Origin of the sequence: Serratia sp. Je.1.23.a, from assembly GCF_051129805.1 — a bacterium.
Lineage (GTDB): Bacteria > Pseudomonadota > Gammaproteobacteria > Enterobacterales > Enterobacteriaceae > Serratia > Serratia liquefaciens.
The window spans coordinates 852,972-866,955 of the sequence record NZ_JBCPSR010000002.1 but is presented as its reverse complement, the minus strand read 5'-3'; the positions used below and the strand labels follow the sequence as shown (position 1 = coordinate 866,955).

Genomic DNA, 13,984 nt, shown 5'->3' with positions numbered 1-13,984 from the left:
TTATTCTCCTGCCTGCGGCGCAGTGTTTTCTGTTGGTTTGGCGGAGGTTGTTTGGCGGGAAAACATCCGGCGTACCAATACGTAGAACAAAGGAACGAAGAAGATTGCCAGTAATGTCGCCGTAATGGTGCCGCCGATGATCCCGGTACCTATGGCGATCCGGCTGTTGGCCCCGGCGCCGCTGGAAACCGCCAAGGGCAATACGCCGGCGCTGAATGCCAGAGAGGTCATCAGAATAGGACGCAGGCGCATACGGGAAGCCTCAACGGCGGCGGCGATCAAGGCTTCGCCGCGCTGGTAATTTTCTTCAGCGAATTCAACGATCAGAATGGCGTTCTTGGCCGACAGGCCGATGATGGTTAATAGCGCCACCTGGAAATAAATGTCGTTTTCCAGCCCGCGCAGCGTGATGGCCAGCAGGGATCCCACCACGCCCATCGGCACCACCATCATCACGGCAAACGGAATTGACCAGCTCTCATACAGCGCCGCCAGGCACAGGAACACCACCACCAACGAAATGGCATACAACGATGCCGCCTGCCCGCTGGTCAGACGTTCCTGATAAGACAACCCGCTCCAGGAGAAGCTGCTGGCGGAAGAGAACTGTGATGCCAGTTTTTCCATCTCGTCCATTGCCGTGCCTGAACTGGTACCGGGCGCGCCCTCGCCGGTGATTTCAAACGAGGACAGTCCGTTATAACGCGACAGGTTTTCCGGCCCGTAAATCCAATGTGAAGAGGCAAAGGCAGAGAACGGCGTCATGCTGGTCGTGCTGCTGGAGGTGCCGCGAACAAACCACTTATCGAGATCCTCCGGCTTTGACCGATACTCGACGTCACCCTGCATATAGACCTTTTTCACCCGGTTACGGTCGATAAAGTCGTTGATGTAGGTGCTGCCGAACGCGCTGGTGAGCGTGCTGCTGACGTCGCCGGCGCTCAGGCCCAGCGCCTGCAGTTTGTCGTTGTCGATGTCTACCTGCAGCTGTGGCGTATCCGGCAGGGTGTTGGCGCGCACCGCGCTCAGACTCGGGTTTTTCCCGGCGGCGGCGATGATCTGGTCACGCATCACTTGCAACTCCGCACGGGTGGTAGCCCCTTTAGCCTGCAGTTCGAAGGTGAAACCGTCGGACTGGCCGAAACCGTCGATCGCCGGTGGGCTCATCGAGAACACCTGGGCATCGCGGATAGTGGCAAAGTGCGCCATTGCGCGTTTGGCAATGGCATCGGCGGTGTTGGCACTGCCTGGCCGCTGGCTCCAGTCCTTGAGACTGACGAAGGCCATACCGGCGTTTTGCCCGCTGCCGCTGAAACCAAAACCGTTGATGGTGAAAATGGTGCTGACGTTGGCCTTCTCGTCGGTGAGGAAGTAATCTTTTACCGCGTCGCTGACCGCTGATGTCCTGGCATCGGTCGCGCCAGCAGGCAAGGTGTATTGCACCATTACCACGCCCTGATCTTCATTGGGCAAGAAGCCGGTCGGCAGCCGCATATACATCACGGCGGCGGCGATCAATAACAGACCATACAGCAGCAGATAGCGCATTGGGCTGTGTATCACCCGGGCGACCTTATCGGCGTATTTCTCCTGCAGACGGTTATAGCCACGGTTAAATTTACCCAGCAGGCCCTTATCGGTCAGATCGTCATGAGCTGGTTTGAGCAAAGTGGCACACAATGCCGGTGCCAGCGTCAGCGCCAGAATCACCGACAGCACCATCGACGCCACGATGGTAACGGAGAACTGACGGTAGATAACCCCGGTGGAGCCGCCAAAGAACGCCATCGGCAGGAACACCGCCGACAGCACCATGGCGATACCAACCAGAGCCCCGGTGATCTCCTTCATCGATTTTTCCGTCGCCTCACGCGGCGGCAGCTTCTCTTCCCGCATCACGCGCTCGACGTTTTCCACCACCACAATGGCGTCATCCACCAATAGGCCGATCGCCAGCACCATGCCAAACAGCGTCAGGGTATTGATCGAATAGCCGAAGGCGGCGAGCACGCCAAAGGTGCCCAACAGCACCACCGGCACGGTAATGGTCGGGATCAGCGTAGTACGCAGGTTTTGCAGGAACACAAACATCACGATCACCACCAACACCACCGCCTCTATCAGCGTTTTCACCACCTCTTCGATCGAGATATTAATAAAATCGGTGCTGTCTTTCGGGTAGGCCACCTTGTAACCGTTCGGCATTGAAGTCTGATATTCCGCCACTTTGGCTTTGACCAGCTTGGCGGTGTTGAGCGCATTGGCACCGGCGGCCAGCTTGACCGCAATCCCGGAGGCTGGATGGCCATTCAACCGGGCGCTGGAAGAGTAATCCTCGTTGCCCAACTCTACCCGCGCAACGTCGCCCAGGCGCACCAGTGCGCCGCTGCTGTCACTCTTGAGAATGATGTTGCGGAACTGCTCCGGCGTTTGCAAGCGCGACTGCGCTTTTACCGTGGCGGTTAGCTGCTGATCGGCACCGGACGGTAAATCGCCGACCTTACCGGCGGAAACCTGGGTATTTTGCGCTTCTATTGCCGTTGATACGTCGGAAGGCATCAGTGAAAAGGACGCCAGCTTGGTCGGGTCAAGCCAGATGCGCATGGCGTATTCCGATCCGAATACCTGCACATCGCCAACCCCTTCGATGCGCGACAGCGGATCCTGAATGTTGCTCACCAGATAGTCGGAAATGTCCGCCATGCTGGCCTTGTCGGTTTCATCATACAGACCGACGATCAGCAAGAAACTGCTCTGAGATTTTTTGACCGTAACCCCTTGCGCGGTGACCTCGGTAGGCAAGCGGCTTTCCGCCTGCTGCACCTTGTTTTGCACCTGCACCTGCGCGATATCCGGATCGGTGCCCTGGTCGAAAGTCACATTAATACTCACAGAACCGTCGGAGCTGCTGGTGGCTGAAAAGTAAAGCAGCCCGTCCAGCCCGGTAAGCTGCTGTTCGATGACCTGAGTAACGCTGTTTTCCAGCGTCTCGGCATCGGCACCCGGATAGGTGGCGGAGATGGAAATCTGCGGTGGGGAGACGTCCGGATATTGCGAAATGGGCAGCGAGTTGATCGACATCAGCCCACACAGCATGATGATGATCGCAATCACCCAGGCGAAAACCGGTCGCCGAATAAAGAACTGCGCCATGGTTACTGCTCCCCGCCGTTAGCCGTCGGTTGTTTCACATCAACCGCTTTGACCTCAACGCCTGCAGCCACCTTATTGGTGCCTTCAACGATCAGACGGTCACCGGCATTCAGGCCCTTGCTGACCAGCCAGTTGCTGCCGATAACCTGTTCGGTAATGACCGTGCGTTGCTCCACTTTGTTTTGCGCGTTAACAACCAGCGCAGTGGCTTCGCCCTTGGCGTTACGGGTGATCCCCTGCTGAGGCGCCAAAATCCCCTTGGGATCGACGCCGTTGTCTACCGTGGCGTGAACATACATGCCGGGCAGCAATTCGTGCTCGGGATTAGGGAACACCGCACGCAAGGTGACGGAGCCGGTCGACTCGTCTACCGCCACTTCCGTCAGCTCCAGTTTACCGGGGTGGGTATATGGCGTGCCGTCCTCGAGTTTGATGGCTACCGGCGTGACATCGTCACGTTGCAGCGATGCCTGCTGTTTACGCAGTTTGAGCAATTGACTGCTGGACTGAGTGAGATCGACATAAATCGGATCGAGCGCGCGAATGGTCGCCAGGGCGTCGGTCTGACTGGCGGTCACCAAAGCGCCCGGTGTCACAGAGGAAATGCCGATACGGCCGGAGATAGGCGCGCGCACCTGAGTGTACGCGAGATTGATTTTGGCCGACTCCAAAGAGGCCTGATACTGTGCGACGGCGGCAACCGCCTCCAGATAGGTCGCCATGGCATCATCCGCATCCTGTTTGGAAACGCCATTCTCTTTTACCAGTGCGGCGTAACGCTGCGCCTTCAGGCGGCTGGACTTCACGGTGGCCTCAGCGCTTTTCAACTGAGCGACAGCCTGATCGTAGCTGGCCTGATAGGTTGCGGGGTCGATCTGATACAACACCTGCCCGGCCTTGACCTCGGCACCTTCGGTAAACAGGCGCTTTTTGATAATGCCGTCCACCTGAGGACGAACGTCCGAGGTCATGGTGGCGTTCACGCGGCCGGTCAAATCGCTGCTCAGCGTTACCGGTTGAGCCTGCAGCGTCGCGACACCCACTTCTTGTACGCCACCGGCGCCGGCGGGTGCTCCACCGCTCTGGCCATCACAAGCGGCCAGCAATAACGACAGGCTGACAAGTAAAACCTTTTTCCTTTGCATCGACTATCTATCCTATTGAGAACGTTTATTCTCAATATATAGAAAGCGCCGTTTTTAGTCTGACAGGGTTGCGTAAGGATTGCGTAAAATTGCATCGCAGAGCATGAGGAGAACCGGTGCGCGCCTGCTTTACGCACCGGTTTTGGCGGTTTTACTTATGGCGAAGCGGCACGTCTTTCAGCAACCAGGTCAATGCAAAGGCCAGCGCCATGACCCCGGCGGCAATCTGATACACCGAGTGAATGGCCCCACCAAAGGCTTGCAAATAGTCGTTCTGCAACGTCAACGGCAGATGGTGCACCGCCGCCGCGCCCAAGGAACGCGGTAACGCCGTCCCTTCAGGCAGCAAGCTGGCCAACCGACTGTGCAGCACATTGGTAAAAATCGCGCCAAACACGGCTACCCCGATGGATCCGCCGATAGAGCGAAACAGCGTAGCGCTCGAAGTGGCAACGCCCATGTGTTTTGGCTCGACGCTGTTTTGCGCCGCCAGGATCATCACCTGCATCACCATACCCAATCCCAACCCCAGCAGGCTGATGTAGAGATACAGCAGATGTACCGGCGTCGAGTTTTTCAACGTCCCCAGCAGAATCATGCCTACCAGGGCGCAGCAGGTGCCTATAATCGGGAAAATACGGTATTTGCCGCGCTTACTGATTAACCGACCGCTAACGATGGAGCTGATCATGATCCCGCCCATCAGCGGCAGCAGCTGCATCCCGGCCTGGGTCGGCGTGGAATTCTTCACCACCTGCAAATACAGCGGCAGGAAAGTCACCGAACCAAACAGCGACATACCGACGATAAAGCCGACCAAGGCGCACAGCAAAAAGGTCCTGTTGCGGAATAAGTCGAGCGGAATGATAGGCTCGCTCGCCAGGCGTTCTTCGTAGATAAACCCGCCCAATGACACCAAACCAAAGGCCAAAATGCACCACAGCTGCCCGTCAGACCAGGCCATGACCGTACCGCCCTGACTGGTAAACAAAATAATGCAGGTCAGCGCGGCAGCCAGATAGCTGGCCCCCAGGAAATCGATTTCATGCTTGACCCGATTGACCCTGGATTGGAACACCCCCCCAATCACCAACAGCGCGAAAATCCCCAGCGGCAGGTTGATATAGAAAATCCAGCGCCATGAGAAATGCTGCACCAGCACCCCACCAATCAACGGGCCCACCACCGTCGCCAGGCCGAATACGCCGCCAAACAGGCCCTGATAGCGTCCGCGTTCGGCCGGCGGGATCACATCGCCCACCACCGCCATGGTGACGACCAGCAAACCGCCACCGCCCAGCCCCTGCAGGGCACGCATCAGGATAAGCTGGGTCATGTTTTGCGCCAATCCGCACAGCACCGAGCCGAGCAGGAAGACCACAATAGCAATCTGCAGCACGATTTTACGCCCGAACAGATCGCCGAACTTGCCATACAGCGGCACCACTATCGTCGATGCCAGCAAATAGGCGGTGACTACCCACGACAGATTTTCCAGGCCACCGAACTCGCCAACAATGGTCGGTAATGCAGTAGAGACAATGGTTTGATCGAGTGCCGCCAGCAACATGACCAGCAGCAATGCGGAGAACAACAGCCGGATCGAGGGCGCCTGCCCAGACGCCCTGCCGCTGTCTTCACTGCCTGCCAGATGACTGATCCCCATTTAGATGAGCTCACTTGTAATTAATTAATCGAGTAATTAATATATGAGTGATTCTTTTCTCCGGTCAATGGATCTCACCGCGATGACAGCACAAAACGTTCAAGCCCCGCGCCGCCCTGGTCGGCCGAGCGGCGGCACCAAGGGCACAGAAAAACGCGAGCACCTGCTGGACACGGCGCTTAATTTGTTTGCCCGCCAAGGCATTGCCGATACTTCGCTCAATGCCATTGCACGTGAAGCCGGCGTCACCCCCGCCATGCTCCACTACTATTTTCACAACCGCGAACAGCTGCTGGACGTGCTGATCGAAGAACGTTTCCTGCCGGTACGGCTGGCCGCCGGCAGCGTTTTCGACGCCAATGCGGACGATCCTATTGCCGCCTTCACCCAACTGGCCCAAAGGTTTATCGATATCTCCACCGCGCATCCCTGGTTCGCCCCGCTGTGGTTGCGAGAAGTGATGAGTGATAACGGCGTACTGAAGCAACGGATGGATGAGCGTTTTGGTGATGCGCAGCGCAAAGCGGCCCTGAAGTCGATTATGCGCTGGCAGGCAGAAGGCAAGCTGAGTGCCGATCTGGAACCCTCTTTGCTGTTTATCACCCTGTTTGGCATGACGCTGCTGCCACTGGCCACCGCGCCGAAATGGCACCGTGACAACAACAACAGCCACGGCCCGCAGAGCGCTGAAGTCATCGCGCGGCACGCCATTGCATTATTAAGCTACGGGCTGGGACCGCAGCGCTAAAACGAGATCCATTTTGGTGCGACTCGCTCCTCCAACGAGCGTCATTTCGCATCGGTATGGCTCCTTGTCCTCTGCTACCGCTAACTGTCTAACTGGCACCCTTTTTGCTTTGGCTACTCCTGCTAATTTGGCTTGTTAATCAGGGGTAGCTTATGTTTCAAACATTTAGAGTGGCATTGATCTGCTTCACCTTCAGCTTTGCCGGCGTGGCAAGCGCCGCCGGGGACTTACCGCACATCGTGATTTTAGCCACCGGCGGCACCATCGCCGGCTCTGCGGCCAGTAATACACAAACCACCGGTTATAAGGCTGGGGCACTGGGAGTGGAAACTCTGATTGCAGCGGTGCCGGAAATGCAGAAAGTCGCCCGCGTAGACGGCGAACAGATTGCCAATATCGGCAGCGAAAACATGACCAGCGATATCCTGCTCAAGCTGTCCAAGCGGGTCAATGAGCTGCTTTCACGCAGTGATGTGGATGGCGTGGTGATCACGCACGGTACCGATACGTTGGACGAATCGCCGTACTTTCTTAATCTGACGATCAAGAGCAACAAACCGGTGGTATTTACCGCCGCGATGCGCCCTGCCACGGCCATCAGCGCCGACGGCCCAATGAACCTGCTGGATGCGGTCACCGTAGCCGCCGACAAGCAGTCCGTGGGGCGTGGCGTTATGGTCGTTCTGAACGATCGCATTGGCTCGGCCCGTTTCAGCACCAAAACCAACGCCACCACGCTGGACACCTTCAAAGCCCCGGAAGAAGGCTATCTGGGCGTAATTGTCGGTGGCAAGCCCTACTTTGAAACCCGAGTCGACAAGATCCACACCACTCGCTCGGTATTTGACGTGCGTGATGTCAAGGTGTTGCCAAAAGTCGACATTATTTATGGTTATCAGGACGACCCTGAATACATGTACGATGCGGCCATTCAGCATAAAGTGGATGGCATTGTTTACGCTGGCACCGGTGCCGGCTCGGTTTCAGTGCGCAGCTCTGCCGGGATCAAAAAAGCGGAGAAAGCCGGTGTGCTGGTGGTTCGCGCCAGCCGCACCGGCAGCGGTATTGTCCCCGAGGACAGCGGACAACCTGGCCTGGTGTCCGATTCGCTCAACCCGGCCAAGGCGCGTATTCTGCTGATGCTGTCGCTGACCAAAACCCATAATCCTCGCGTCATTCAGGACTACTTCCACACGTATTGATCCACGTTCTCTCGACAGGGCCAAGGCTGGCCCTGTTGTAACAAGACTTAAACGGCCGGCAGCTGACTGGTCACGCAGTGGATGCCCCCACCACCGGCGGCGATAGCGTCGATATTCAACTGCACCACTTCACGCTGCGGATAAAGCGCCGTCAATAATGCCAAAGCTGCCGCATCCGCCTCGGCATCGCCAAACTCCGGGGCGATAATCGCGCCGTTGATGACAAAGTAATTGATGTAACCGGCGGCAAAATCCGCATTGCCCTTGCTGAAGCGGCTACGGCGTGGATCCAGCGGTGGCGACACCGTATGCACCTGTATCTTGCGGCCATCGGCATCCGTGGCCTGTTTGAGGATCGCCAAATGATCCAGTGTGACCTGATGGTCGTAGGACTCAGGATCGCTGTCCAGATTGGCGATCACCACACCTGGGCTGACGAAACGGGCGTAAAAATCGACGTGAGCGTCGGTAATGTCTTTGCCTTTAATCCCCGGCAGCCAGATGATTTTTCGCAGGCCCAGCATCGCTTTGAGCTCTTGCTCTACCCGCTCACGGCTCCAGCCAGGGTTGCGGTTGCGATTGACCCAACTGCTCTCGGTCATGATGCCGGTGCCATGACCATCCACCTCGATACCACCGCCTTCTCCTGTCAAAGCGCTGCGGCGCAGTGGGTTAACGCCGAAATGTCTGGCCTGGAAAGCGGCCAACTGAGCATCTTTTCCATGCCGTTGCTTATTACCCCAGCCGTTAAAGTTGAAGTCCACCGCCGCCAATTCACCCGCATTGTTGGTAACGAAATTGGCAGCGATATCGCGCATCCAAATATCATCGAGCTCGGTAATGACAAAGGTCACATTGTGGCTGCCGCATTTTATCTCCGCTAACTCTCGTTCACGTTCGCGACAAAATACCGTCAGCGGCTGGTAAACCGCGATAGCACGGGCAATGCGCCCCAGAGCATCTTGCACGTCCGCCGTGAACGCCCCCCAAATCGCCCGCTGTGCGCCAAAAGCGATAAAGGCGCATTGCTGAGGCTCACCCTCATCGGGCATGCGCCAGTTTCCGCCAGCCGTTTTCTGAGCCGCGTGGCTGGACAATGATGCCAGCCCCATCGAGGCCGTCAGGCTAATGCCGGCAATCAGGGAAGCCTGTTTGATAAATTCACGACGTGTTGACATGGTTTGCTCCTGTATTGTCGCCAAAACAATAAGCTAAACTATTCAGCAAAAGACGGCGTGATGTCGATAACAGCTATGTTAATCCCTTTAATCCGGGTAAAACAAAGGATACATTTAGCGGACACCTGATTAGATAGGCTTATCAATAATGTTAAAGCACTGGCCCCCGATGAACGCCCTGCGCGGTTTTGAAGCCGCCGCCCGGCTGGGCAGTTTCCACCAGGCCGCCGATGAGCTGCACCTCACTCAGTCGGCGATCAGCCAACAAATTCGCAGCCTGGAAGCCTTCCTGGAGCAACCGCTGTTTTTCCGTAGCGGCCGCAGCGTCAGCCTGACCGATGCCGGTCAGGATCTCTACAGCACCGCCCAGGTGATGCTGCAACAGTTGGCCGTTGGCATCCGCCGTCTGGAGCAATACCGCAAACCCAACCAGTTGATCGTCAACACCACGCCGGCGTTCGCCCGTCACTGGCTGGTTCCGCGCCTTAAAAGCTTCCACCGGCAGCACCCGGATATCGACCTTTGGCTGTTCACCACCTTCGACCCGCCGGATATGGCGACCGAAACCGTCGATCTGGCGATCCGTGACGATCTCAGTGCGCAAATTGAATGTAGCCTCAAAATGCTGCATCAGGATCGGCTCTATCCGGCTTGCCATCCTGAGCTGCTGAAACAGGACAAGGCACAACGCACCACCCTGCACGGCGAACGCGAGATGGACTGGAGCCATTGGGCCGTTCAGGGCGGCGCCAACGTTGGGCAAAGCAGCCACGGCCTGAACTTCTCCGATCCGGGCCTGCTGTTGGATGCGGCCTGCGACGGCCTGGGCATCGCTCTGGTCAGCGAACTGCTGGCGCAACAGGCTCGGGCGCGTGGGGTGTTGCAGCCGATGACGGAGCAAAGCGTGCGTGGCCCTCAGTGGGCCTGGCTTATTCATCGCGATAGCGAGAACAACCCGCTCGCCCGGCATTTTTGTGAGTGGTTACTAACACAATTACCGGCGGTGATTTAACGTTCTACCTCACGCTTCCAAACGCCGGATAAAGCGCGGCGGATTGAGCGGTGCTACTTTCAATCAAGCGCCAGAAAAAGCTTAAACAATGGTGCTAAGTGGTTGTTGAGATTGAATTCACCTGTCATCGTTCAATTCGAAAAGGAAAGGCTATGCATACTGGTTTATTGAAAACATTGGCACTCAGCGTGGCGCTGGCCACCCTCAGTCCTTCGGTATTCGCCGCTAATCTGAACGCCGGTGCCGTGGCGGCGCCGGATCAATACGGTGCCAAAGTGGCCGCACAAATTTTGCAGGCCGGCGGTAATGCCGTCGATGCTGCGGTCGCCACCGCCTTTACGCTGGCAGTGACCTATCCGGAGGCCGGCAACATCGGCGGCGGCGGTTTTATGACCCTGTACGTCGACGGCAAGCCCTACTTCCTCGACTACCGGGAAGTCGCCCCCAAAGCGGCCACCAAAACCATGTACCTCAACGAAAAAGGCGAAGTGATCGAGAACCTCAGCCTGGTGGGCACCAAGGCCGCCGGCGTACCCGGCACGGTACTCGGGCTGTGGGAAGCGCATAAACGCTTCGGCAAGTTACCCTGGGCAGAACTGCTGACCCCGGCTATCGGCTATGCGCAACAAGGCTTTAAGGTGGCCGGCCAGCAATACCAATACCGTGAGGATGCCAATAAGCTGTTCGCCGACAAAACCAACTTCGGCGATTACTTTGGCAGCATGAAACCCGGTGCGGTGTTTAAACAGCCGGAGCTGGCCAAAACGCTGGAACGCATCGCCAACAAAGGCGCTGACGACTTCTATCAGGGGGAAACGGCCAAGCTGCTGATCGCCCAGATGCAACGCGATGGCGGCCTGATCACCCAGGAGGATCTGACTGACTACCGGGTGAAATGGCGCGAACCGATGAAAATCGCCTGGCGCGGCAATACCCTTTATACCGCCCCGCTGCCGAGCTCCGGCGGCATCGCGCTGGCGCAGTTGCTGGGCATAAAGGAAGATCGTGCTGCCGATTTCAAAGGCGTTGAGCTGAACTCCGCCCGCTATATTCACTTACTGTCGGAAATCGAAAAGCGCGTCTTTGCCGATCGCGCCGATTACCTCGGCGATCCTGACTTTGCCAAAGTGCCGGTTGCTCAATTGGTCGCCCCGGATTATTTGCAAAAGCGGGCTGCGGAGATCAACCCGACCGCCATTTCACCGACCGAGAAGGTGCGGCCTGGGTTGGAACCCCATCAAACCACGCATTTCTCGATTGTTGACGCGCAGGGTAACGCGGTCAGCAATACCTATACGCTAAACTGGGACTTCGGCAGCGGCGTGGTAGTGAAAGGGGCAGGCTTCCTGTTGAATGACGAAATGGACGACTTCAGCGCCAAACCGGGCGTGGCCAATGCCTTTGGCGTGGTCGGTAGCGACGCCAACGCCATTGAACCGGGTAAACGCATGCTTTCGTCCATGAGCCCGACCATTATCACCCGCGACGGCAACGTTAGTCTGGTGATTGGTACCCCTGGCGGTTCTCGCATTTTCACCTCGATTTTCCAGGTGATAAACAATCTCTATGACTACCAGTTACCGCTGCAACAAGCGGTGGCCGCGCAGCGCGTCCATCACCAACTGTTGCCGAAAGACACTATCTTCTACGACGCTTTTGCTCCACTGACCGGCAAAGTGGCTGAACAGTTGAAAGCGATGGGTTACACACTGGAAGATCAGGGCTGGTACATGGGGGACATACAGGCGATCCGCGTCAAGGGTGACACGCCGGAAACCGCCTCCGATCCGCGTGGCCGCGGTGTGGGGCTGGTAGTGAAAAAATAACGATAAAACACCGGGCGGATCCGTTAGAGGTACGCCCGGTGTTTTTGTTTCTATTTAGTGACTACAGCAGAATTAACCCCGGCGTTCGCCAGCTCGCCATACACTACCTGGCCACGGAAGCCGCGCCGAACCTGCTGGAACAATGCGCGGAAGGCAGGATAATCCTGTGCCTGACAGAGCGCGTCCTTACCGCGAACGGCATTCAGCTGTAGCCGATGATTGACCACCACCTGTTGCCCTTCGAGCTGCCATTCAACCTGGTATTTTCCGGCCGCATTGCTGAACTGCTGGTTCTTGGGGATGGCGATAATCGGCACGTTGGCGGGCAGGTGCAGGCGATAGGTCTCGTCGTACTGCTGCGCGGTGCAGAAGAACGGCGTTTCGTTAGTCGGGGCGGACGTCGTCGAGTAAAGCGTACGGAAAGACTTGCCGCCGGGCGGCGTCGGTACGGCCATACCGCCCACCACGCTGAAATCGACATAATCCTCGGCTTTGAATTTATAACTGTAGGCAAACGGCTTTTTGAGATCGAACGCATCGCCGTGCATTGCGATAACCCCACGGCCATCAATGCCTGAGGACGCCATGATGTTCTCTTCGACTCGCGCCCGGTTCTGCTGATTGATTTGCGAGAAATAACCTCTCAGGTCGATCTCATCCACCTCACCCAGCTTGCGTTCAGTTTGGCCACGCATATTGCCCGCTTTATCGAAGTAGAAGTCCACGCTGAGCGACGTATTGTTGCGCTGTTCGTCATTGTCCGGGGTACGCGCCAATTTGGCTTCGCGCGTCAGCAGGACCGGAGCCCCAAGGTCAGCCCCCGGCAGTTGGCCAAAGCGCGCCCAGGGGCTGGTAGAATCCAGATACAGATTGAACTCCGGCACGTAGGTAATCGCGTGGTTAAAGCGCCCCAGCAGCGGCACCTTCGGCAATATCGGCCCTTGATCCATGCCGATCAGCACCGGTGAACTGACGATGCCCTTGGCGGCCAGCAACGCCTCGAGCATCACCACATGATCCTTGCAATCGCCATAGTGGTTATCCAGGATGCTCTGCGCCGAATTCGGCTCCAGCCCGCCGTTGCCCAAATAGACCGCCACATAACGAATATTCTGTGCCACCCAGCGATAAATCGCCGCCGTCTGCTCACGACGGTCGCTGATGCCGTCGGTAATTTTATCCGCCAATGCCTGGATCGCTGGGGTCACCTTGGCCGCCTGATTGGCTTTCTGTTGATAGGCTTTGGCCAGCTGTGGCCATTCGCGGTAGGTACTGGCCATGATGGTTGGGCTGAATGTCCAGCTGTTCGCCGACCAGTTTTGCGCTTCTAGCGGTTCACTGCGCCGGTAATGCCAGCGCCAGTGGGCCTGACCGTCGCGGATCTGCGGCTTATCTGCGCCCTCTACTCCTCGGGTAAAGACATGCATCGGCACATTGGTCGGCGCCTGTAAATTGACCTCGGCGTCATCAAACTGGTCAAAGACGCTGAAGGTCTCCCACAGGCCGAAGTAGTCCGGGAAGTACGGGGTATTTTGCGTGCGCAACACCTGATACACCACGCGAGAACCGGGTGCCAGGTTGGAGAAGACGATCACCTTTACCTTGCGATCGGCATACAGTGGCGCAGAGGCGCTGGAGTAGCTTTCCTGGGTATAAATGCGATCGGGCGCGACATCATGGCGCTGTCCATCGGCCGTCAGCGTATAGGCCGAAACCACCTTCAGCGTTTCCATTTTTTCGCTGTAGCTCAGGCGGATTTGGCTGAACTTCTCGACTGCCGCCTTGGTTTTGAGCAGCACCTCATAGCTCTCGGTCTTGGTGTTGCTGGCATTGGCATGGACTTGATAATCCGCGCGGTAACGCACAAAGCTGAAATCATTGCTAACGGCGGCATCCTTGGTGGCGACCGACGGCGCTTCCACGGCCAACAGCGTTGCCGGGTGCGTCGCCGCCAGTCCAGCGGCCAACACGAGAGAAGGGATGACAATTTTCATCTTCGTTCCTTGAAGTTTTTTAAACGATAACAGTGACATTGATAAGGTGCTGACCACTGA

The 13,984-nt window shown here is 57.2% G+C and carries 9 protein-coding genes; 4 read left to right on the top strand and 5 right to left on the bottom strand.

What is annotated here, in order from left to right; all coding sequences use genetic code 11:
* The 3 genes from AAZT04_RS11815 to AAZT04_RS11805 form a co-directional block, all read right to left on the bottom strand.
* Positions 1–3,153 (bottom strand): efflux RND transporter permease subunit, encoded by a 3,153-nt coding sequence (locus tag AAZT04_RS11815; protein WP_434680160.1) that lies wholly within the window; start codon positions 3,151–3,153, stop codon positions 1–3.
* Between the two features lie 2 nt (positions 3,154–3,155).
* Positions 3,156–4,298, bottom strand: coding sequence for an efflux RND transporter periplasmic adaptor subunit (locus AAZT04_RS11810; RefSeq protein ID WP_176983558.1), 1,143 nt, complete (start codon positions 4,296–4,298; stop codon positions 3,156–3,158).
* Positions 4,299–4,449: 151 nt separating this feature from the next.
* On the bottom strand, positions 4,450–5,964 hold the full coding sequence (locus AAZT04_RS11805) for an MDR family MFS transporter (protein ID WP_197820942.1): 1,515 nt from the start codon (positions 5,962–5,964) through the stop codon (positions 4,450–4,452).
* Between the two features lie 82 nt (positions 5,965–6,046).
* On the opposite strand from AAZT04_RS11805, the gene AAZT04_RS11800 reads away from it, so the two are divergent.
* Together AAZT04_RS11800 and fraE are read left to right on the top strand one after the other, a co-directional pair.
* On the top strand, positions 6,047–6,712 hold the full coding sequence (locus AAZT04_RS11800) for a TetR/AcrR family transcriptional regulator (protein ID WP_230090241.1): 666 nt from the start codon (positions 6,047–6,049) through the stop codon (positions 6,710–6,712).
* 152 nt (positions 6,713–6,864) lie between these two features.
* Positions 6,865–7,914, top strand: a complete 1,050-nt coding sequence (fraE, locus tag AAZT04_RS11795; RefSeq protein ID WP_197820944.1) for a fructose-asparagine asparaginase — start codon at positions 6,865–6,867, stop codon at positions 7,912–7,914.
* 47 nt (positions 7,915–7,961) lie between these two features.
* On the opposite strand, the gene AAZT04_RS11790 is transcribed toward fraE, so the two are convergent.
* The gene (locus AAZT04_RS11790) at positions 7,962–9,092 is read right to left on the bottom strand and encodes an agmatine deiminase family protein (protein ID WP_129940630.1); all 1,131 of its coding nucleotides are present in this window, start codon (positions 9,090–9,092) and stop codon (positions 7,962–7,964) included.
* Positions 9,093–9,240: 148 nt separating this feature from the next.
* Between AAZT04_RS11790 and AAZT04_RS11785 the strand changes: the two genes are divergently transcribed.
* The gene (locus AAZT04_RS11785) at positions 9,241–10,104 is read left to right on the top strand and encodes a LysR family transcriptional regulator (RefSeq protein WP_197820946.1); all 864 of its coding nucleotides are present in this window, start codon (positions 9,241–9,243) and stop codon (positions 10,102–10,104) included.
* A 152-nt stretch (positions 10,105–10,256) separates the two neighbouring features.
* Positions 10,257–11,930, top strand: coding sequence for a gamma-glutamyltransferase (ggt, locus tag AAZT04_RS11780; protein WP_115058786.1), 1,674 nt, complete (start codon positions 10,257–10,259; stop codon positions 11,928–11,930).
* Between the two features lie 50 nt (positions 11,931–11,980).
* Here ggt and AAZT04_RS11775 read toward each other — a convergent pair whose 3' ends face one another.
* Positions 11,981–13,924, bottom strand: a complete 1,944-nt coding sequence (locus AAZT04_RS11775) for a DUF3857 domain-containing protein (RefSeq protein ID WP_197820948.1) — start codon at positions 13,922–13,924, stop codon at positions 11,981–11,983.
* Positions 13,925–13,984: the final 60 nt, after the last annotated feature.

Bases quoted from the DNA above. Each gene is read 5' to 3' on its own strand.
- AAZT04_RS11815 (WP_434680160.1), bottom strand. From the start codon at position 3,153: ATGGCGCAGTTCTTTATTCGGCGACCGGTTTTCGCCTGGGTGATTGCG.
- AAZT04_RS11810 (WP_176983558.1), bottom strand. From the start codon at position 4,298: ATGCAAAGGAAAAAGGTTTTACTTGTCAGCCTGTCGTTATTGCTGGCC.
- AAZT04_RS11805 (WP_197820942.1), bottom strand. From the start codon at position 5,964: ATGGGGATCAGTCATCTGGCAGGCAGTGAAGACAGCGGCAGGGCGTCT.
- AAZT04_RS11800 (WP_230090241.1), top strand. From the start codon at position 6,047: ATGACAGCACAAAACGTTCAAGCCCCGCGCCGCCCTGGTCGGCCGAGC.
- fraE (WP_197820944.1), top strand. From the start codon at position 6,865: ATGTTTCAAACATTTAGAGTGGCATTGATCTGCTTCACCTTCAGCTTT.
- AAZT04_RS11790 (WP_129940630.1), bottom strand. From the start codon at position 9,092: ATGTCAACACGTCGTGAATTTATCAAACAGGCTTCCCTGATTGCCGGC.
- AAZT04_RS11785 (WP_197820946.1), top strand. From the start codon at position 9,241: ATGTTAAAGCACTGGCCCCCGATGAACGCCCTGCGCGGTTTTGAAGCC.
- ggt (WP_115058786.1), top strand. From the start codon at position 10,257: ATGCATACTGGTTTATTGAAAACATTGGCACTCAGCGTGGCGCTGGCC.
- AAZT04_RS11775 (WP_197820948.1), bottom strand. From the start codon at position 13,924: ATGAAAATTGTCATCCCTTCTCTCGTGTTGGCCGCTGGACTGGCGGCG.